General features: G+C 51.4%; 19 protein-coding genes. 17 read left to right on the forward strand and 2 right to left on the reverse strand.

The features are described 5' to 3' along the window. Window positions 1-603: 603 nt before the first annotated feature. On the reverse strand, window positions 604-1308 hold the full coding sequence (locus tag V8I28_RS07975; protein ID WP_341779588.1) for a type 1 glutamine amidotransferase: 705 nt from the start codon (window positions 1306-1308) through the stop codon (window positions 604-606). Then, entirely contained in the window at window positions 1305-2654 is a 1350-nt protein-coding gene (locus tag V8I28_RS07980; RefSeq protein ID WP_341779589.1) for a Mur ligase family protein, read from the reverse strand. Before V8I28_RS07980 ends, V8I28_RS07975 begins: the two co-directional genes overlap by 4 nt. A 204-nt stretch (window positions 2655-2858) precedes the next feature. Here V8I28_RS07980 and V8I28_RS07985 point away from each other — a divergent pair, with 204 nt between their 5' ends. The 17 genes from V8I28_RS07985 to V8I28_RS08065 all read left to right on the forward strand — a co-directional run bounded on the left by V8I28_RS07985 (window position 2859) and on the right by V8I28_RS08065 (window position 19029). Next, on the forward strand, window positions 2859-3443 hold the full coding sequence (locus V8I28_RS07985) for a thymidine kinase (RefSeq protein WP_341779590.1): 585 nt from the start codon (window positions 2859-2861) through the stop codon (window positions 3441-3443). 198 nt (window positions 3444-3641) lie between these two features. After that, complete coding sequence (prfA, locus tag V8I28_RS07990; protein WP_341779591.1) at window positions 3642-4727, forward strand: peptide chain release factor 1; 1086 nt, start codon at window positions 3642-3644, stop codon at window positions 4725-4727. Then, window positions 4720-5565 (forward strand): peptide chain release factor N(5)-glutamine methyltransferase, encoded by an 846-nt coding sequence (gene prmC / locus V8I28_RS07995; protein WP_341779592.1) that lies wholly within the window; start codon window positions 4720-4722, stop codon window positions 5563-5565. Before prfA ends, prmC begins: the two co-directional genes overlap by 8 nt. A 31-nt stretch (window positions 5566-5596) precedes the next feature. Then, window positions 5597-6613, forward strand: a complete 1017-nt coding sequence (locus V8I28_RS08000; protein ID WP_341779593.1) for an L-threonylcarbamoyladenylate synthase — start codon at window positions 5597-5599, stop codon at window positions 6611-6613. Between the two features lie 165 nt (window positions 6614-6778). Beyond that, window positions 6779-8020 (forward strand): serine hydroxymethyltransferase, encoded by a 1242-nt coding sequence (glyA, locus tag V8I28_RS08005; RefSeq protein WP_341779594.1) that lies wholly within the window; start codon window positions 6779-6781, stop codon window positions 8018-8020. A gap of 93 nt (window positions 8021-8113) precedes the next feature. Next, on the forward strand, window positions 8114-8749 hold the full coding sequence (gene upp / locus V8I28_RS08010) for a uracil phosphoribosyltransferase (protein WP_233669776.1): 636 nt from the start codon (window positions 8114-8116) through the stop codon (window positions 8747-8749). 420 nt (window positions 8750-9169) lie between these two features. Next, the gene (atpB, locus tag V8I28_RS08015; RefSeq protein WP_341779595.1) at window positions 9170-9889 is read left to right on the forward strand and encodes a F0F1 ATP synthase subunit A; all 720 of its coding nucleotides are present in this window, start codon (window positions 9170-9172) and stop codon (window positions 9887-9889) included. 34 nt (window positions 9890-9923) lie between these two features. Further along, window positions 9924-10136 carry a F0F1 ATP synthase subunit C gene (gene atpE / locus V8I28_RS08020; protein ID WP_168898770.1) on the forward strand — a complete coding sequence of 71 codons (213 nt, stop codon included), beginning with the start codon at window positions 9924-9926 and terminating at the stop codon, window positions 10134-10136. Window positions 10137-10186: 50 nt separating this feature from the next. Beyond that, window positions 10187-10702, forward strand: coding sequence for a F0F1 ATP synthase subunit B (gene atpF / locus V8I28_RS08025; RefSeq protein WP_341779596.1), 516 nt, complete (start codon window positions 10187-10189; stop codon window positions 10700-10702). Further along, window positions 10692-11234, forward strand: coding sequence for an ATP synthase F1 subunit delta (atpH, locus tag V8I28_RS08030; protein ID WP_341779597.1), 543 nt, complete (start codon window positions 10692-10694; stop codon window positions 11232-11234). The genes atpF and atpH overlap by 11 nt, the downstream gene beginning before the upstream one ends. 30 nt (window positions 11235-11264) lie before the next feature. Then, window positions 11265-12806 carry a F0F1 ATP synthase subunit alpha gene (gene atpA, locus V8I28_RS08035; RefSeq protein WP_341779598.1) on the forward strand — a complete coding sequence of 514 codons (1542 nt, stop codon included), beginning with the start codon at window positions 11265-11267 and terminating at the stop codon, window positions 12804-12806. Window positions 12807-12836: 30 nt separating this feature from the next. Further along, window positions 12837-13736 carry a F0F1 ATP synthase subunit gamma gene (locus V8I28_RS08040; protein WP_341779599.1) on the forward strand — a complete coding sequence of 300 codons (900 nt, stop codon included), beginning with the start codon at window positions 12837-12839 and terminating at the stop codon, window positions 13734-13736. 22 nt (window positions 13737-13758) lie between these two features. After that, window positions 13759-15174, forward strand: coding sequence for a F0F1 ATP synthase subunit beta (atpD, locus tag V8I28_RS08045; RefSeq protein ID WP_233669782.1), 1416 nt, complete (start codon window positions 13759-13761; stop codon window positions 15172-15174). Window positions 15175-15187: 13 nt separating this feature from the next. After that, a complete protein-coding gene (locus V8I28_RS08050) occupies window positions 15188-15607 on the forward strand; it encodes a F0F1 ATP synthase subunit epsilon (RefSeq protein ID WP_341779600.1) in 420 nt (139 codons plus the stop codon). 382 nt (window positions 15608-15989) lie between these two features. Continuing rightward, window positions 15990-16217, forward strand: a complete 228-nt coding sequence (locus tag V8I28_RS08055) for a DUF1146 family protein (protein ID WP_168898763.1) — start codon at window positions 15990-15992, stop codon at window positions 16215-16217. 31 nt (window positions 16218-16248) lie between these two features. Further along, on the forward strand, window positions 16249-17556 hold the full coding sequence (murA, locus tag V8I28_RS08060; RefSeq protein WP_341779601.1) for a UDP-N-acetylglucosamine 1-carboxyvinyltransferase: 1308 nt from the start codon (window positions 16249-16251) through the stop codon (window positions 17554-17556). A gap of 468 nt (window positions 17557-18024) precedes the next feature. Then, window positions 18025-19029, forward strand: coding sequence for a rod shape-determining protein (locus tag V8I28_RS08065; RefSeq protein ID WP_341779602.1), 1005 nt, complete (start codon window positions 18025-18027; stop codon window positions 19027-19029). The last annotated feature ends 4 nt before the right edge of the window (window positions 19030-19033 follow it).

Here is a 19033-nt window from a genome sequence, read left to right on the forward strand (position 1 = left end):
GGCATCTAGGCTGGATCGCTGGGGAAGGCCGGCCCGAGCCATAGAGCGGTCTCGAACCTTGCTTTGAGCCGGAAAACCCGCGTCTCAAAGTCACCGATTTAGCGGCAAAGAACACCGCTAAATCCCCCGGCTGAGCCTAGATTCCGCTTCACTCCCGGCTGCGTTCACGCTAGCTCGTATGACTAGCTAAGTGCGGGGGTTTGGGTGATCGTCGTGGATTCTGCAAGTTGGGTGAATCGGCGATGATGGTCTGGCTGTCGTGATTTTAGCCAACCATTGTGGGCATCTGCCATTCTAGCTGGGAGTGAAACCCCAGATGAGCTCAGCCATGGGATTCCCTTAACAGTTGGCTCTTGTCGGTTAGAAAATGGCGACTGGGAATCGCCGGTTTGGGGCGGTTTCAAGTGAGGGAAAATGACAGCTCTTGGGCTTTTCCCGTCCTGCCCACCGCGTTCCAGACCAAATTTGGCGAACGGTAAGGCGACCAGCTTGAATGAAGTTGCCAGGATGGTGTCTGGACGTAATCATTTAACAAATAGTCAGTGTTCAAAAAAGCTGGCATGAACCGCCTCAAGAGAGGGATTCATGCCAGCTTTAGTGGTTTTAGAAGGTTGCCGGAATCGGCAGGGCTTCCTGTTGACTGAAATCGGCGTCAGGGAACTTGCGTTTCAACGCCGCGACCAGCAGATGCTTGGCGATTTCGCCGTTACGGGTCAAGATAGGGCCGTGGAAGTAGGAGCAGTAGACGTTCTTGTAAATCGCGCCTTCCGTGCCATCTTCGCCGTTATTGCCCTTGCCGCTGACCACGTTACCCAGTGGCCGTTCGCCGGCGCCCAGGTAAGTCAGGCCTTGGTGGTTCTCGAAGCCGTGGTAGGTTTCACCGGTTTCTTGATTCTTAATCACAATGTCGCCGATGAAGCGGTTGTGGTCCTGGGCTAACGTGTAGTGGTCTAGCGCGCCAATCCCGGGAAGCTTCTCGCCATCGGCCCCGATGTAGTAGTGGCCGAGAAGTTGGAAGCCACCACAGATGGCCAGTAGTGGTCCACCGGATTCGATGAACTTGGTGAGTTCGGCCTTTTTGGTCTGAATGTCTTTTGAAACGATGGTCTGTTCGAAGTCCTGACCGCCGCCGAAGAAGGCGAGGTCGTAATCGGCAGCTTGGAAGTCTTCTTCCAGACTCACAATCTTAACGTTTAAGTGGACATCCATTTGCTTGGCATAGTAGTTCAGCGCCAGAATGTTGCCGACATCTCCGTAGGTGTTCATCAAGTTTCCGTAGAGGTGTGCCACATTTAATTCGTAGGTCATACGCCTAATCCCTCCTTGATGTAGCCCTTTGCGGCCAAAATTTTACGCATCTGTAGCATCGCCGTATAGGTCGCCAGCACGTAGACCCGGTCGGTAGGGACCTTCTTGATCTCGTCCACAACCTTTTCCAAGTCGGGTTCCACGATGTGCCGGTCGTCGGGGATACCCGCGACCTTGAGTCTAAACGTGATATCCTTGTAGCGCTCACCACCGGTAATCACGGTTGGAATATCCCGTTTGGCAAGTTGTTCGAAGTCACCGTCCCAGATCCAACTGGTATCGATCCCGTCGGCGTAGTTGGCGTTCAGCAGGCCCACCAGCGAGAATTTTTGCTTGTCGGTGCCAATCATGTGGAGTACTTGGTCCAGTCCTACGGGGTTCTTGACGAGGATAATCGTGACTTGTTTGCCATCCACGTCGATAACCTCTTGGCGCCCGAAGACCTGCTGATTGCCGGTGAAGGCCCGGGCAATCTGGGCGGGAGCCACCCCCATGAAGCGGCCAACCGAGTAAGCGGCCAGGGCGTTGTAGATGTTGTAGGTTCCGCCGACGCCAATCTTGAAGGCGTGACCGTCCACCTCGAATTCGGAGGAGGTCGGCGTCTGTTCCCCCAGCTTGGTCAACCGGTACGTCAATTCTGGGCGTTCAAACCCACAGTGGGGGCAGAAATACTTGCCCTGATTGCTGTAGGTCAGGGAATGGTAGTGCAGAATGTGTTCACAGACCGGACACAGGACGCCATCCGTATTGGGCTTGGCCTTCAGGTCCTGATCGGGTTGGTCATCGAAGCCATAATATTCGATGGGGTTCGGTAATTCCTTGGAATGGAAAATGGGGGAATCCCCGTTGGCAATGATGGTGGCGTTGGGCGCTAAGGCCACGCCATCGAGAATCTTTTGGTAGGTCGTGTAGATTTCACCGTAGCGGTCCATCTGGTCTCGGAAGATGTTGGTGAACACGAAAGCCTTGGGTTCGATGTACTGGGTCACCTTAATGACGTTGGCTTCATCGACCTCCAAGACGGCCAGTGGGCGGCCGGTCTTGGGATGCTTGGCGTTTAGAAAGGTCGTCACAATCCCCTGTTCCATGTTGGAACCGGTTGGGTTGGTGAGGATCGCCGGGTATTTTTGATGGAGGACGGACACCGTCAGCGCCGTGGTCAGGGTCTTCCCGTTGGTTCCGGTGATGACGATGACGTCGTATTTGGCGCCCAGGGTGCGTAAAATGTTGGGGTCCAGCTTCAGCGTAATCTTCCCGGGCAGAGAGCTGCCTCCGTGAAGAAACGTATGGAGAAACCAGTAAGAGGATTTCCCCGCGAAGGTGGCAAAGCCGCTTCTTAATGACATGGATAGTTCGCTCCTTAATCGCGACAAATTTTTTAATGTCGGGTTCCTTAATATTCAAGCCCTAATTTTAGCATTTTTTCAACGTTTAGGGGAGAACTAAGCCCGAACTTTGATAAAATCCCAAGAAGTTTGCCGGCGTCACGGTCGAATTTTCCTAGGGAATCAGCTATAATAGATGAAAACTGTCAAAAAGGTGGGAATAACGTGGCGCAGCTATTTTTTCGGTACGGTGCAATGAATAGTGGGAAGACCATTGAAATCTTGAAGGTCGCCCATAACTATGAGGAACAACATAAGCGGGTCATTATCATGACGAGTGGGCTGGACACCCGTGACGAGGTCGGCTACATCGCCAGTCGCATTGGGTTGAAGCGCGAGGCCCATCCAATCTTTGAAAAGACCAATCTGTACGATGAAATCAAGCGCATTGACGCGCACGCCAACTGTGTTCTAATTGATGAGGCGCAGTTTTTGAAGAAGGAACACGTGCTCCAATTGGCCAAGGTCGTTGACGAGTTAAAGATTCCGGTGATGACGTTTGGTTTGAAAAATGACTTCAAGAACGACCTGTTTGAGGGGTCTAAATACTTGTTGCTGTACGCGGACAAGATTGAGGAAATGAAGACGATTTGCTGGTTCTGTACCAAGAAGGCCATCATGAATCTGCGGTTCCACGAGGGCCAGCCCGTGTACGAAGGTGAACAAGTTCAGATTGGCGGTAACGAGGCCTACTATCCCGTTTGCCGGCGTCACTACTTCAATCCCCCTTTGGATCAGATTGGCAAATAACGCGGTCAACCACCACTTGGCCGAAAGACCGACTGACATTTTTGCAAAAAAGCATGGTGTTAAGCGGCAGGTATGGTAAGCTGGCTTAGCGAGAGGTAGTCGTATTTAGCGGCGCGGACGCAATACGACTTTTTGTGCCGCACGAAGCACGCCAGAATTTTGAAATAAATGATGAAGAAATGAAACGAGGTTAATCGAATGGACGAAATGTTTGATAAGCTCCAAGCTGTAGCGGATCGCTACGACGAGCTGAATGAATTGATCAGTGACCCAGAAGTCATTGCGGATACGCAACGCTTCATGGCGCTCTCCAAGGAAGAAGGGGAGTTGCGTGAGACGGTCGACAAGTATCACCAATATCAAGACGTCACCCAACAGATTAAGGATGACGACGAGATGCTTCGTGAAAAGCTCGATGACGACATGGATGCCATGGTCAAAGACGAGCTCAAGGATTTAAATGAACAAAAGGAAAAGCTGGAAGAAGAAATTAAAGTCTTGCTCTTGCCGAAGGACCCTAACGATGATAAGAACATCATCATGGAAATCCACGGGGCCGCCGGTGGGGATGAAGCCAGCCTCTTTGCGGCGGACCTCTTCAGCATGTACTCCAAGTACGCCGAACGTCAGGGCTGGAAGACGGAAATCGTCGACGAGAACGCCACCGAAGTTGGGGGCTTTAAGGAAATCGTGATGATGATTACCGGTGACAAGGTCTACTCCAAGCTCAAGTATGAAAACGGCGCGCACCGGGTTCAACGGGTGCCCGTCACGGAATCGGCCGGTCGGGTGCACACGAGTACCGCAACGGTCGGAGTGATGCCGGAAGAAGAGGACGTGGACATCGATATCGATCCTAAGGATATTCGGACCGACGTCTACCGTTCCTCCGGTGCCGGTGGGCAACACATTAACAAGACGTCTTCCGCCGTACGGATGACCCACTTGCCAACCGGGATTGTCGTGGCCATGCAAGACGAACGGTCACAACAACAAAACCGGGCGAAGGCCATGCAAATTTTGCGGGCCCGGGTCTACGACTACTACAAGCAACAAGAAGAGAGTGCCTACAACGCCGAACGGAAGTCTGCCGTGGGGACGGGGGACCGTTCCGAACGGATTCGGACCTACAACTACCCGCAAAACCGGGTCACAGATCACCGGATTGGGCTGACGCTAAACAAGCTTGACCGGGTGATGAACGGCGAACTCGATGACATCATCGATGCACTGATCCTATCCGATCAGGCGGCTAAGCTCGAAGACTTGAAGAACAATGGCTAATCAGCCGACCTATTTGACGGCCCTCCGGCAGGGTCAGGACCAGTTGACGGCGGCCCACCAGGACCCCAGCGCGGCACAGTATCTGCTGACCGAAGCCCACGGGTGGACGTTTACCCAGCTGGTCCTGCACTACCGCGCGGTCATGTCGGCCGCCGAGGCGCAGACGTTTCGGGCGCAACTCGACCGGGTCGCTGCCGGTGAGCCGGCGCAGTACGTGCTGGGTCGCGCAAACTTTTACGGTCGCGATTTTGCGGTCACGCCGGCCACGCTGATTCCGCGGCAGGAAACCGAAGAACTGGTGGGCTGGATTTTGGCTGCCACGGACGACGAGACGCCCCTTAGCGTCCTCGACATCGGCACCGGTAGCGGCGCGATTGCGGTCACGCTCAAGGCTGAGCGTCCGAAGTGGACCGTGACGGCGAGTGATATCTCGACGGGAGCCGTGGCCGTGGCACGAACCAACGCCCAGCGTCTGGCGGCGCCCGTTGAGCTGGTCACGGGTGATTTGTTCGCCCCAGTCAGTGGGCGGCGCTTCGACGTGATTGTCTCCAATCCGCCGTATATCGACCGAGACGAGACGGCCGTCATGGACGCTTCCGTGAAGCGCTATGAGCCGGACCAGGCGCTGTTTGCCGCCAATCACGGGTTGGCCTTCTATCAGCGATTTGCGGATAGTTTAGCCACCTACCTGTTGCCGGGTGGCCAGTTCTTTGCCGAGATTGGGTATCGTCAGGGCCCCGCAGTCAAAGCCATTTTCACCACGGCTTTACCCGCGGCGACCGTGACCATCCGTCAGGACATCAACGGCCACGACCGGATGGTTCACGTGCAACTCTAGTTTTTTTGGCGATGGGAGAGAAGAGAACTTTATGGAAACAAAAATTTTTCAACCAAATCAAATCAAAGAGGCGGCCGCCGCTATTCAAGCCGGTCAGCTCGTGGCATTTCCCACGGAGACCGTCTACGGCTTAGGGGCGGATGCCACTAACGAGGCGGCGGTTAAGCAGGTCTACCTCGCGAAGGGGCGGCCCAGCGACAATCCCTTGATTGTTCACGTGACGGGCGAAGCCACGGTGAAGCAATACGCGCAGCCGTTGTCTGCCAAGGCCGAGGCGCTGATTAAGGCGTTCTGGCCGGGACCATTGACGTTGATCTTTAAATTACAACCGGGTAAGTTGTCCAAGGCCGTCACCGGCGGTCTAGAAACGGCGGCCTTCCGGAATCCGGCCAACCAGGTGACGTTGGATCTGATCGAGGCTGCCGGGGTTCCGCTGGTGGGGCCTTCCGCCAACACGTCCGGCAAGCCGAGTCCGACCCTGGCCCAACACGTCTACCATGATTTGAACGGCAAGATTGCCGGAATCTTGGACGACGGCCCAACCCGGGTGGGGGTCGAATCCACCGTCTTGGATATGTCCACGCCGGTGCCGACCATTCTACGGCCGGGCGGCGTCACCGAGGAACAATTGGAAGCCGTGATTGGCACGGTCCAGTCGAACCATCACAAGGTGGGCAAGGGTGAGATTCCCAAGGCACCGGGGATGAAATACAAGCATTACGCGCCGAACGCTCAGGTCACGATTGTGGACGATGAAGCCGATTGGCCGGCCGCACTGGCTTGGGCGGCCCAACAGCCCGGTACCATTGGCGTCATGGCCCTGGACCGGACGTTGGATCACGAGACGTTGCCGGCCAACACCGAGGCCTTTTCGTTAGGGGCCGATATGGCCAGTGCCAGCCACCGCTTGTTTGCGGGACTCCGCCACTATGATTTGGAGTCGCCGGTTACCGGGATTCTGGCGCAGGGCTTTGCGCCGGAAGGCTTGGGCGCCGCCTACATGAACCGGCTGAACAAGTCGGCGGGACAACAACATTTTACGAAATAAACACTTGAAGGAGACGGGGTGGCCGATGGTCGAGAGACTACGGGGACCGCGTCTTTTTGCGTTGCGCGGGGGCCGGGTTATAAAAATATAAATAGGCCAAACTTCCCCCGCAGCTGGGTGAAATTTGGTAAAATAGTGACAACTATAGTTCAGGAGGGATCGCCATTGAATTTTAAAGAACAAGATCCAGCGTTATGGGGCGCCATTGCCGACGAAGAGCGGCGGCAAGAGGAGACCATTGAGTTGATTGCTTCGGAAAACATCGTGAGTCACGCCGTTCGGACGGCCCAGGGCTCCGTATTGACCAACAAGTACGCCGAAGGGTATCCGGGCAAACGGTACTACGGGGGCACCCAGTACATCGACGTCGTGGAGCAACTCGCCATTGACCGTGCTAAGAAGCTGTTTAACGCCGAATACGCCAATGTCCAACCTCACTCCGGGTCACAGGCTAATCAGGCCGTCTATGCGGCATTTTTGAAGCCTGGCGACACGATCCTGGGGATGGGTCTGGACGCCGGCGGGCATCTGACCCACGGCGCCAAGGTTAACTTCTCCGGTAAGCTGTACGAAGCTTACAGCTATGGCCTGAATCCCGAGACGGAACTCCTGGACTACGAGATGATTCGTGACCTGGCCTTAAAGGTTAAGCCGCAGATGATTGTGGCCGGCGCCTCGGCTTATTCCCGGACGATTGACTGGCACGCCTTCCGCGCCATTGCCGATGAGGTGGGCGCCTACCTGATGGTCGATATGGCCCACATCGCCGGCCTGGTAGCGGCGGGGCTCCATCCCAGTCCAGTGGGGATTGCCGACGTGGTCACGACCACCACGCACAAGACCTTGCGCGGCCCACGAGGCGGCTTAATCTTGTCGCAAGCCGAGAACGCCAAGCGGATCAACTCCGCCGTGTTCCCGGGCACCCAGGGGGGACCCTTGGAACACGTGATTGCCGGGAAAGCCGCGGCGTTCTTCGAAGACCTACAGCCGGACTTTAAGACCTACGCGCAACAGATCATCACGAATGCCGCCGCCATGGCCGATGAATTCAAGCAATCGCCTACGGTGCGGGTGGTTTCCGGCGGTACGGATAACCATCTGATGACGCTGGACCTGTCCGCCACCGAGCTGAACGGGAAACAGGCCCAGGAGCTGTTGGATAGCGTGATGATTACCACCAACAAGGAAGCCATTCCTAACGAAACGCTCAGTCCGTTTAAGACCTCGGGGATTCGGTTGGGGACGCCGGCGATTACCACGCGGGGCTTCAACGCCGATGAGAGTCGTCAAGTTGCCGACTTAATCGTTAAGACGCTACTGAATCCCAATGATGACGCTGTTTTGGCGGAGGTTAAGAATCAGGTTCACGCGCTGACCCAGGCGCATCCTTTAACCGCTTTGCCATAAACTTTTTGAAAAAACGTTTTCATTCAAAATTTGTCCGTTCTGATAGCGTAGATAATGGTACAATTATAAGAAATCATAAAGGAGCGTTTATTCATGGGGAAGTTTCAAGTACTCGACCACCCGTTGATTCAACACAAGTTAACTATTATTCGGAACAAGAACTGCGGTACCCGCAGTTTTCGCGAGGTAGTTAATGAAATCTCGACTTTAATGGCCTACGAAGTGTCACGCGACATGCCATTACAGGATAAGGTTATTGAGACACCAGTGGCCAAGATGACGGCCAAAGAACTTGCCGGTAAGAAGGTCGCGATTGTGCCAATCTTACGGGCCGGTATTGGGATGGTCGATGGGATCTTAGAGTTGATCCCCGCTGCAAAGGTTGGTCACATTGGGATGTACCGTGACGAGGAGACCCTGCAGCCCCATGAATACTTTGTTAAGATGCCTTCCGATATTGATCAACGGCAAATCTTTATCGTTGATCCCATGTTGGCGACCGGTGGTTCGGCCATCATGGCAATCGATGCCTTGGTCAAGCGCGGTGCCAGCGAAAAGAACATGAAGTTCGTTTGTTTAGTATCCGCACCCGAAGGCGTTAAGGCCTTACGCGAAGCTCATCCAGATGTCGACATTTATGCGGCGGCTTTGGATGATCACTTGAACGAAGATGGCTACATCGTCCCTGGACTGGGCGATGCTGGTGATCGTTTGTTTGGGACGAAGTAAACTTTAAAGAGATTCAGCTTAGGGCTGGGTCTCTTATTTGTTTCCCGAAATGGGGGTGAGGCCGGGCTTGCGAGCGATTTATCCGGCAGTGAAACACCGATTTCGGCTTAACCGGACTTATTTACAGAAAGGCGCTTGACAAGTCGAAGAATTTATGGAGGCTAATTGCGCGCGCAAACAGGATGTGAAAACGGTTCCGATCCTTTTCAGATCTAAGTTTAGCCAAGTTGTGAATAATGTTTAGACTGTAAAAAATTGTTTTGTTTTTTAGCTGAATTGGTGGTATCATTTCCAGTGTATTTGAATGGAGCGCTCGCTTCGTTCACTATTCCGCAGTTCTCGAAAGAAAACTTGATGAAAACGTTAGGTGCAGCCTTCGAGAAACCGCGTCCATATAGTGTTGAAAAGAGGTGATATTCGGTGAATGATGGTCCAGTTTCGACCTTCCAATTTCTGGGATTGACGTTTAGTACGGCAAACATTGTTTCTGCATCTATTGTTTTTGTTCTTGTGGTTGCCTTAGTATTCTTCACTTCCAGACATTTGGCCATGAAGCCAACCAAGGGGCAAAACTTCTTGGAATGGCTGATTGATTTTACCAACGGAATTTTGAAGGGGTCCATTCCTGCCAAGGAAATTGGCGGCTTTGGATTGTATGGTTTCACGTTATTTATCTTCCTGTTCCTGTCGAACGAATTGGGTTTAATGCTCAATATCGCGATGCCGAACGGTGCCACCATCGTCCGGAGTCCTACGTCCGATCCAATCACGACGTTGACTTTTTCATTGATGACGTTGATGCTTGCGCAGTTTGCAGGGATAAATAAATTGGGTTATAAAACTCACTTTGAGAACTACTTGAAGCCTTTCAAGGTCTGGATAATTATCAGTATCTTTGAAGAGTTCACGAACTTCTTAACGTTGGGTCTACGTATCTTCGGGGTTATCTTCTCTGGTGAAATGCTACTGGGGATAATCTGGAAGCTCGCAGCGTCACATGGCATCGCAACGATGATAGTCGCTGTACCACTCGAAATGGCTTGGCAAGGATTCTCCGCCTTCTTGGGCGCAATCCAGGCCTTCGTCTTCGTTACGTTGTCATCAGTTTACATTTCTCAAAAGCTTGAAGTTGAGGAATAAAGTCTTTTTATAATTTAAGGAGGAAACAAAGATTATGGGAGCTATTGCAGCTGGTATCGCTATGGCCGGAGCCGCTATTGGTGGTGGTGTAGGTGACGGTCTTATTATCGCCAAAATGCTAGAAGGTATGGCCCGTCAACCTGAACTTTCAGGTCAATTACGGACGAACATGTTTATCGGTGTTGGGCTTGTTGAAGCTATGCCTATCATTGCCTTCGTTGTTGCTTTGATGGTTATGAACAAGTAGTTTTAAACACGATGATGTTTATATCTGATAGTAGAAGGAGGTGTCAATAGATGCTCTCACATTTAGTGGTTGGCGCAGGGCTTTACTTCGGTGATTCACTTTTCTATGTTATCTGTTTCTTACTGTTACTGTGGATCGTTAAGGTGCTGGCTTGGAAGCCAGTGACCAAGATGATGCAGGATCGGGCCGACAAGATCAGCAATGATATCGACTCCGCTGAAAGCTCACGGAATGAAGCTGCTGACTTAGTTCAGAAGCGGCAAACCGCGTTAGCTAATTCACGATCCGAAGCACAAACGATTGTTAACGATGCGAAGACGAATGGTCAACAACAACGGGAACAAATCGTGACCCAAGCTCAAGCAGATGCACAGACGTTGAAGCAAAATGCCCAAAAGGACATTGAGCAAGAACGCCAAGATGCCCTGGTCAATGCCCGCAATGACGTGGCGGACCTATCTATTGAGATTGCTTCCAAGATCATTCAACGAGAATTGAAAGCTGACGATCAAAAGGCATTAATTGATTCTTATATCGAAGGGTTGGGGAAGCAACATGAGTCTTAATAGGGCAACTGTAGCGAAACGCTACGCAAAAGCATTATTTGAACTGTTGTCCGAAAAAGACCAACTGGAGTCAGGCTTCACAGAGCTCAAAGAACTTCGAAGTATCTTCCAGGACAACCCGCAATTGAGCACTTTGCTCTCAGACGCTAGCCTGCAGGTTGCTGAACGTGAAGCTTTAGTGCAACCGTTACTGAAAGACGCATCGCCATATATCAAGAACTTTGTTCAAATGGTATATGACTATGGCCGGATGGAAAACGTGGTCGACATTGTTGACCAATTCCAGACCATGTATGATGAGGCGAACCATACGGTTTACGCTGAAGTAACCACGGCAGTACCTTTGACTGACGACCAAAAGACGCAGATCGAGACTTCTTACGCCAAGCGTGTAGGAGCCGATAAGGTTATCTTGACGAGTCGCGTCGATCCTTCAGTGATCGGCGGGGTCATCGTTAAAGCTGCTGACACGGTTCTTGATGGTAGCTTACGAACAAAAATCAATCGTTTACGGCAGCAACTGCTAGCATAACGAATTCGGTAATAAAGAGGTGAAACTTTCATGAGCATTAAAGCTGAGGAAATCAGTGCTCTAATTAAACAACAATTAGAAAGCTACAAGGATGAAATCTCAGTTGAAGAAACTGGTACGGTTACTTACGTTGGTGATGGTGTTGCCCGGGCCCACGGTCTGAACAACGCTTTGCAAGGTGAGTTGCTGTTGTTTGATAACGGGGTTTATGGAATGGTCCAAAACCTCGAATCCAGTGACGTGGGTATCGTTATCTTGGGTGATTTTACTGGAATCACTGAAGGCGATTCTGTTAAGCGGACTGGACGGATCATGGAAGTTCCCGTTGGCGATCAATTAATCGGTCGGGTTGTTAACCCACTGGGCCGGCCAATTGACGGTAAAGGGGACATTTCCACGGACAAGACGCGGCCAATCGAACACAAAGCACCTGGTGTTATGGAACGGCAAGGGGTTAGCGAACCTCTGCAAACCGGGATTAAAGCCATCGATGCCTTGGTTCCAATTGGACGGGGTCAACGTGAATTGATCATCGGTGACCGGAAGACTGGGAAGTCCTCTATCGCCATCGATACGATCATTAACCAAAAGGGTCAAAACATGATCTGTATCTACGTTGCCATTGGTCAGAAGGCTTCTACGGTGCGTGCTCAAGTCGCAACGCTGGAAAAATTCGGCGCCATGGACTACACGATTGTCGTTACCGCTAGTCCTTCCGAACCAGCGCCAATGCTATACATCGCGCCATATGCCGGTGCTGCCATGGGTGAAGAATTCATGCACAACGGCAAGCACGTTTTGATCGTTTATGATGATTTAACCAAGCAAGCCGATGCTTACCGTGAACTTTCTCTGATTTTACGGCGGGCACCAGGTCGTGAAGCATATCCTGGTGATATCTTCTACACCCACTCCCGTTTGCTGGAACGGGCTGCTAAGTTAAGTGACGATCTCGGTGGGGGTTCCATGACGGCGTTGCCTGTCATTGAAACCAAAGCTGGGGACGTTTCTGCTTACATCCCAACCAACGTTATTTCTATCACCGATGGTCAAATCTTCCTGAATAGTGATTCATTCTACTCTGGTATTCGGCCAGCCATGGATGCCGGGACTTCTGTTTCCCGGGTTGGTGGTGACGCCCAGATCAAAGCCATGAAGAAGGTTGCCGGGACGTTGCGGTTGGACTTATCTGCCTACCGTGAACTGGAATCCTTCGCGCAATTCGGTTCTGACTTGGATGCCGCTACGAAGGCTCGACTGGACCGTGGTGCGCGGACCGTGGAAGTCTTGAAGCAAGGCTTGCATGAATCCGTTCCAGTTGCTAAGGAAGTTATTATCTTGTTTGCGCTGACGCATGGTCACTTGGACAAGCTTGAAATTGAGGACGTTTTACGTTACCAAAACGAGCTGTTCGACTACATGGACGCCAGTCATCAAGACATCGAAGACACGATTACCAAGACCGGGAACTTGCCAGAAGGCGATGCCCTGGAACAGGCCGTTGCTGAATTCGATGCAACTTTCCAACCAACTGCTAAGGCCGACAATCAGGCGGCTGACACGGCTAATTAAGATTACTTGAAGGAAGGATGGTGAGAAATAATGGCTGAATCAATTCATGACGTTCAACGTCGAATTAATTCCACGAAAGCGACCCGTCAGATTACGGCGGCGATGCACATGGTTTCGACCGCGAAGTTAAATAAGATTCAGAAACACGCAGTCGGCTACCAAGACTATGTTTCGAAAGTTAAGGCTGTCGTTATGCATCTTTCACAGTCTCATCTGTTAGATAATTCCTCAAGTAGCCTACAGTCGAACCGTCCAGTAAAGAAAACCGCATATTTAGTGATCACCTCCGATCGTGGAATGGTGGGTAGCTATAATAGTAGTGTGCTCCGCGAAGCCAATACGTTCATCAAAGAACGGACACCTAATCCTGACGACTACATGGTGTTAGCCGTTGGGGGAACCGGTGCCGACTTCTACCGGAACCGCGGGATCAACGTGGCTTACGAATACCGTGGGGTCAGCGATGTTCCTGAATTTAATGAAATTCGGGAAATTGTCAAGACCGTTACCACGATGTTTGACAACGAGGTGTTTGATCAGCTCTTTGTCTGCTACAACCACTTTGTAAACCGGATTTCATCCCATTTTCGGGCTGAAAAAATGCTACCGGTTGATAAGGAAACCTTGTCTTCCGATGCGGCAAACGATACGAAAGCAGCACCGTTGACGGCTGAATACGACACGGAGCCTTCTGAAGAAGAAGTCTTACAAGTCGTTCTGCCACAATACGCAGAAAGCCTGGTATACGGCGCTATTTTGGACGCGAAGACTTCCGAACACGCATCAAGTTCTAATGCGATGCAATCAGCCACCGATAATGCGGATGATTTGATTGATACGTTGCAACTGCACTATAACCGTGCACGGCAAGCAGCGATTACCACTGAAATCACCGAAATTACGGGTGGTCAGGAAGCCTTAAATAATTAATGACGGGAGGAATTAACGAATAATGAGTGCTGGTAAAATTGTTCAAGTTATCGGACCTGTTGTTGACGTTGAATTCCCACTGAATGATGAATTACCTGACATCAACACCGCCCTTAACATCAAAAAAGATGATGGTAGTATCCTTGTAACCGAAGTTGCCTTGGAATTAGGTGACGGGGTTATGCGGACGATCGCCATGGACGGTACCGATGGTCTTCGCCGGGGCATGGAAGTCGAAAACACAAAGGCTTCGATTTCTGTTCCTGTTGGTGATGACACGCTTGGTCGGGTGTTCAACGTTTTGGGGAACCCAATTGACGGCGGTGCCGAATTTGGACCAGACGCAGAACGGATGCCAATTCACCGTGATGCACCTAAATATGACGAATTAAACCCTACGACTGAAATCCTGGAAACGGGTATCAAGGTTATTGACTTACTCGAACCTTACGTTCGTGGTGGGAAGATTGGGTTGTTCGGTGGTGCCGGTGTTGGTAAGACCGTTTTAATTCAAGAATTAATTCATAACATTGCTCAAGGCCATAACGGGATTTCCGTCTTCACCGGTGTTGGTGAACGGACCCGTGAAGGTAACGATATGTACTGGGAAATGAAAGGTTCCGGGGTTCTGAAGCAAACGGCCATGGTTTATGGTCAGATGAACGAACCTCCTGGTGCCCGGATGCGGGTTGCATTGACTGGTTTGACGATTGCGGAATACTTCCGTGATGTTAAGGGCCAAGACGTGCTGCTCTTCATCGATAATATCTTCCGGTTTACGCAAGCCGGTTCTGAAGTTTCTGCCCTGTTGGGTCGGATTCCTTCAGCCGTTGGTTACCAACCAACGCTGGCTACTGAAATGGGTCAGTTACAGGAACGGATTACGTCAACGAAGAAGGGGTCAATCACCTCGATTCAAGCCGTTTATGTGCCTGCCGATGACTATACCGACCCTGCTCCTGCCACGACTTTCGCCCATTTGGATGCCACGACTAACTTGGAACGTGCCTTAACGCAACAAGGGATTTACCCAGCCGTGGACCCATTGGCTTCAACGTCAACGGCCTTGGCCCCTGAAATCATCGGTCAAGAACACTATGACGTGGCAACGGAAGTTCAACACGTCTTGCAACGGTACCACGAATTGCAAGATATCATCTCTATCTTAGGGATGGATGAACTTTCCGAAGAAGAACAAACGATTGTTAACCGTGCTCGGCGGATTCAATTCTTCCTGTCACAACCATTCTCCGTTGCTTCACAGTTTACGGGTATGGATGGGAAGTACGTGAAGTTGTCCGATACCATCCGGAGTTTCAAGGAAATCTTAGCTGGTAAGTATGATGACCTACCAGAAGATGCTTTCCGGAACTGTGGTGCGATTGAAGACGCCGTTGAAAAGGCTAAGCAAATGAACGCTGCCGTTGCCAACAACTAGGGAGGGATTCTAATTGGCTGATAATCAATCAGTATTATCCGTTAGTATCGTAACCCCAGATGGCCGGGTCTATGAACACGATGGTGAGCTCTTAGTCATCAAGACTAAGCTAGGTCAACTCGGGATCATGCCCAATCACGTGCCCGTCATTTCCTCGTTGGAAGTCGATGAAGTGCGGATTAAACATGATGGTGAAGAAGACGAAGTTGCCGTAAACGGTGGCTTCCTCGAGTTCTCCGATAATGTCGCCACCATTGTTGCTGACAGTGCGGAACGTCAAGACGATATTGACGTCGGTCGTGCCGAAAGTGCTCGGGATCGTGCGAAAGCCGCCATTAAAAAGGCGCAAGAGGAACACGATGCAGACACCTTGGCACGGGCTGAAGTCGCTTTGCGGCGGGCCATCAACCGAATTAATGTCGCTAACCATTAAGCACAATTTTAAAAGATCATTCTCACTAACGGGAATGGTCTTTTTATTTTGCCCTCGATTCCGGATTGGTCATCCTCGTCAAAGGGGGCGACAATGGGAAAATACCGAGCTTTTGGCCAAGTGGTCTATTTAAAGTTCGGCTTTTTTTAAAAGCTAGACCATTATAAATAATTAACGGGTGACGGATGAATAATTTATAGAGTATTTTTAAAGGCAAGCAGTCCCCAAAATGCTAATCATTGAAATATCTTATAGTTTGTTCAGTTAAAATTATTAATAACGCCAAATGTAATATTACAAACGCCGATTTCGCCGGAATTTCAAGGACAAGGACGAAAAATTATGCTATAGTTGGTGAGAATGTTTAGAAAGGATTGAGTTAATGAAACTTATCGGGCTGCAGGGAATTTTAACCATTATTAGCCATTTGACCTTCATTGCCTTGGCATTTTGGGCAATTTCGGCGTTACACATCGAGCGCCTCATGTCGGTATATCCACGGCAGGCGCGGGTGGTGATTGTGATGTTGTCGGTTGCAATCGGTTATGGCTGCAGCTCGTTCTTTTTAGACTTCATCAATAATGTTCGTAATCTGGGCTATTTACTATAGGCAAGCCCGAAAATTCTTTTGGAGGTATCCCATGGAAAAAATTATTGTTCATGGTGGGAACCGCTTAAACGGTGAGGTAAATATTGAAGGGGCAAAGAACGCGGTATTGCCAATTCTGGCAGCCTCAATTCTGGGCCAAGATGGACTCACCCACTTAGCAAATGTTCCAGTTTTATCAGATGTTTATACGATGAACAAGGTCCTTCGTTTCCTGAACCTGCGCGTTGATTTCAACGAAAAGCAGCGGGAAGTTACCATCGATGCGACCCACCAAGTTTCAAGTGAAGCACCATTTGAATACGTTTCCAAGATGCGCGCATCCATCGTGGTGATGGGACCGCTACTGGCCCGGTTAGGCCACGCTCGCGTGGCGTTACCCGGTGGTTGTGCGATTGGCACCCGGCCGATCGACCTGCATTTGAAGGGCCTGGAAGCCTTAGGCGCCCGGATTGAACAGCACGACGGCTATATCGAAGCCTTTGCCGATCAACTGAAGGGAACTCATATCTACTTGGATTTCCCTAGTGTTGGTGCCACACAAAATATCATGATGGCCGCTTGCCTTGCGCAGGGGACGACCGTGATCGATAATGTTGCCCGTGAACCTGAAATCGTGGACTTAGCTAATGTCTTGAATAAGATGGGGGCACACGTTCGCGGGGCCGGGACGGAAACGCTGCGGATTGACGGCGTTGAGAAGATGCACGGGACCGAACACAACGTGGTTCAGGACCGGATCGAAGCGGGGACCTTCATGGTTGCGGCGGCGCTGACCCAAGGCAACGTCTTGATTAAGGATGGAATCGTTGAACACAATAAGCCGTTGATCTCCAAACTTCAGGAGATGGGCGTTCAGGTGACCGAAGAACCCCGTGGCATTCGGGTCATCGGCCCAGAACGGCTCCAACCAACCGACGTGAAGACGCTCCCTTATCCGGGCTTCCCAACCGACATGCAGCCGCAGATGACCATTCTGCAGTTGGCCGCTGAGGGGACCAGTACGATGACCGAGACCGTCTTTGAGAATCGCTTCATGCACCTCGAAGAATTGCGGCGGATGAACGCGCAGTTCCAAATCAACGGTCGGACCGTGGTCATGCACGGGCCAACCGACTTTAACGGTGCCGAAGTGGCCGCTACCGATTTACGGGCGGCTGCGGCGTTGGTTCTGGCCGGCTTGGTGGCCGATGGCTACACGCAGGTGACCAACCTGAAGTACCTGGACCGGGGCTACTACGACTTCCACAAGAAGTTGACGGCGCTGGGTGCCGAGGTCAAACGGGTTGATTTCCCTGAAGACGACACGGTGGTTTTAAAGAACGCACACGTTAAGAATTAGAACTTATTTGGGTGGCACTCGTGGCCGCCTTTTTTATTACGCCAGCTAAAGGTTGAAAGTAGAATAAACGCGCTGGTTCCCGTGGCGGCAGTGTTCTGTCCACTAAAATTGGTGAAACCAGGAGCCTACGCCTGCCAGGAGCCTACGCCTGCTATGGGGGACACCTCCAGCCTGGAAAGCGGGCTTCCGGTCCGCCCACCGCGCGCCAACCCATATTTGACGAACAGTAAGGCGATCGCTTTCCACTGCGAAACTGTAACCGACTAAACTTAACGCCATGAGTTACGCGATGACCATAGTTTTAGTCGATTTCTGTCTTTTGACCTTTAGTTACGCCAGAGACTAGGGCTAAACGTTAACAATTTGTTTAGTTCCGGGGCTTCTGCGAGAAACCGTTTAGAGTTCAGGTAGATTATGGTATAATGAAATGTTGAAAATTGGCATTAAAAATCAGGAGGACGCATAAGTATGGCGAAAGACATTGGAATTGATTTGGGGACTGCGAACGTTTTAATCTACGTGGTCGGCAAGGGTATCGTATTAAATGAACCATCAGTCGTTGCAATTGACACGAAGACTGATAAGGTATTAGCGGTGGGCTCCGAAGCTTACCGGATGGTTGGTCGGACGCCCGGCAACATCCGCGCAATTCGTCCCTTGAAAGACGGGGTCATTTCTGATTTCGATATCACCGAAGCTATGCTCTCCTATTTCATCAATAAATTAAGCGTCAAGGGCTTTCTCTCTAAGCCCAACATCATGATCTGCGCCCCAACGAACATCACCGAGATCGAACGTAAGGCCATCATTCAGGCGGCCGAGAAGTCCGGGGGCGCCAAGGTTTACTTGGAATACGAACCCAAGGTTGCAGCGTTGGGTGCCGGCATGGACATCTTCAAGCCAAGCGGTAACATGGTGATCGACATGGGTGGGGGAACCAGTGACATTGCCATCCTGTCCCTGGGCGACATCGTGGCTAGCCGCTCCATTCGGGTGGCCGGTGACCGCATGAACACGGAAATCGTGAACTACCTGAAGCACCATCACAACCTGATCATTGGGGAACGGACCGCCGAAACCATCAAGATTAAGATTGGGACGGCCTACCCAGAACCCGGCAATGAAGACAAGACCATGGACGTCCGGGGCCGGGACTCGGTCAGCGGGATGCCAACGGAGACGACCATTACGGCCGCCGAAGTCGAATTGGCCATCCACGATTCCGTCGAACAGATTGTTTCGGCTGCCATGGCGGTCTTGGAAACGACACCACCCGAACTGGCTGCGGACATCATTGACCGCGGCATCATGCTGACCGGTGGTGGGGCGCTCCTGGACGGCATTGACAAGCTCTTCTCCGAACGGCTGACGGTGCCGGTCATCATTTCCGAAGACCCACTGGATAACGTGGCGAAGGGTGCCGGCGTGCTCCTCGAACACATGGATACCAAGACGGCCAAGGAAAACAACTAACAGG

This window comes from Levilactobacillus sp. HBUAS70063 (genome assembly GCF_038374745.1).
Lineage (GTDB): Bacteria > Bacillota > Bacilli > Lactobacillales > Lactobacillaceae > Levilactobacillus.

Excerpts from the sequence above, each read along its gene's own strand:
- V8I28_RS07975 (WP_341779588.1), bottom strand. The coding sequence starts at position 1,308 with ATGACCTACGAATTAAATGTGGCACACCTCTACGGAAACTTGATGAAC.
- V8I28_RS07980 (WP_341779589.1), bottom strand. The coding sequence starts at position 2,654 with ATGTCATTAAGAAGCGGCTTTGCCACCTTCGCGGGGAAATCCTCTTAC.
- prfA (WP_341779591.1), top strand. The coding sequence starts at position 3,642 with ATGGACGAAATGTTTGATAAGCTCCAAGCTGTAGCGGATCGCTACGAC.
- prmC (WP_341779592.1), top strand. The coding sequence starts at position 4,720 with ATGGCTAATCAGCCGACCTATTTGACGGCCCTCCGGCAGGGTCAGGAC.
- V8I28_RS08000 (WP_341779593.1), top strand. The coding sequence starts at position 5,597 with ATGGAAACAAAAATTTTTCAACCAAATCAAATCAAAGAGGCGGCCGCC.
- upp (WP_233669776.1), top strand. The coding sequence starts at position 8,114 with ATGGGGAAGTTTCAAGTACTCGACCACCCGTTGATTCAACACAAGTTA.
- atpE (WP_168898770.1), top strand. The coding sequence starts at position 9,924 with ATGGGAGCTATTGCAGCTGGTATCGCTATGGCCGGAGCCGCTATTGGT.
- atpF (WP_341779596.1), top strand. The coding sequence starts at position 10,187 with ATGCTCTCACATTTAGTGGTTGGCGCAGGGCTTTACTTCGGTGATTCA.
- atpH (WP_341779597.1), top strand. The coding sequence starts at position 10,692 with ATGAGTCTTAATAGGGCAACTGTAGCGAAACGCTACGCAAAAGCATTA.
- atpA (WP_341779598.1), top strand. The coding sequence starts at position 11,265 with ATGAGCATTAAAGCTGAGGAAATCAGTGCTCTAATTAAACAACAATTA.
- V8I28_RS08040 (WP_341779599.1), top strand. The coding sequence starts at position 12,837 with ATGGCTGAATCAATTCATGACGTTCAACGTCGAATTAATTCCACGAAA.
- atpD (WP_233669782.1), top strand. The coding sequence starts at position 13,759 with ATGAGTGCTGGTAAAATTGTTCAAGTTATCGGACCTGTTGTTGACGTT.
- V8I28_RS08055 (WP_168898763.1), top strand. The coding sequence starts at position 15,990 with ATGAAACTTATCGGGCTGCAGGGAATTTTAACCATTATTAGCCATTTG.
- murA (WP_341779601.1), top strand. The coding sequence starts at position 16,249 with ATGGAAAAAATTATTGTTCATGGTGGGAACCGCTTAAACGGTGAGGTA.
- V8I28_RS08065 (WP_341779602.1), top strand. The coding sequence starts at position 18,025 with ATGGCGAAAGACATTGGAATTGATTTGGGGACTGCGAACGTTTTAATC.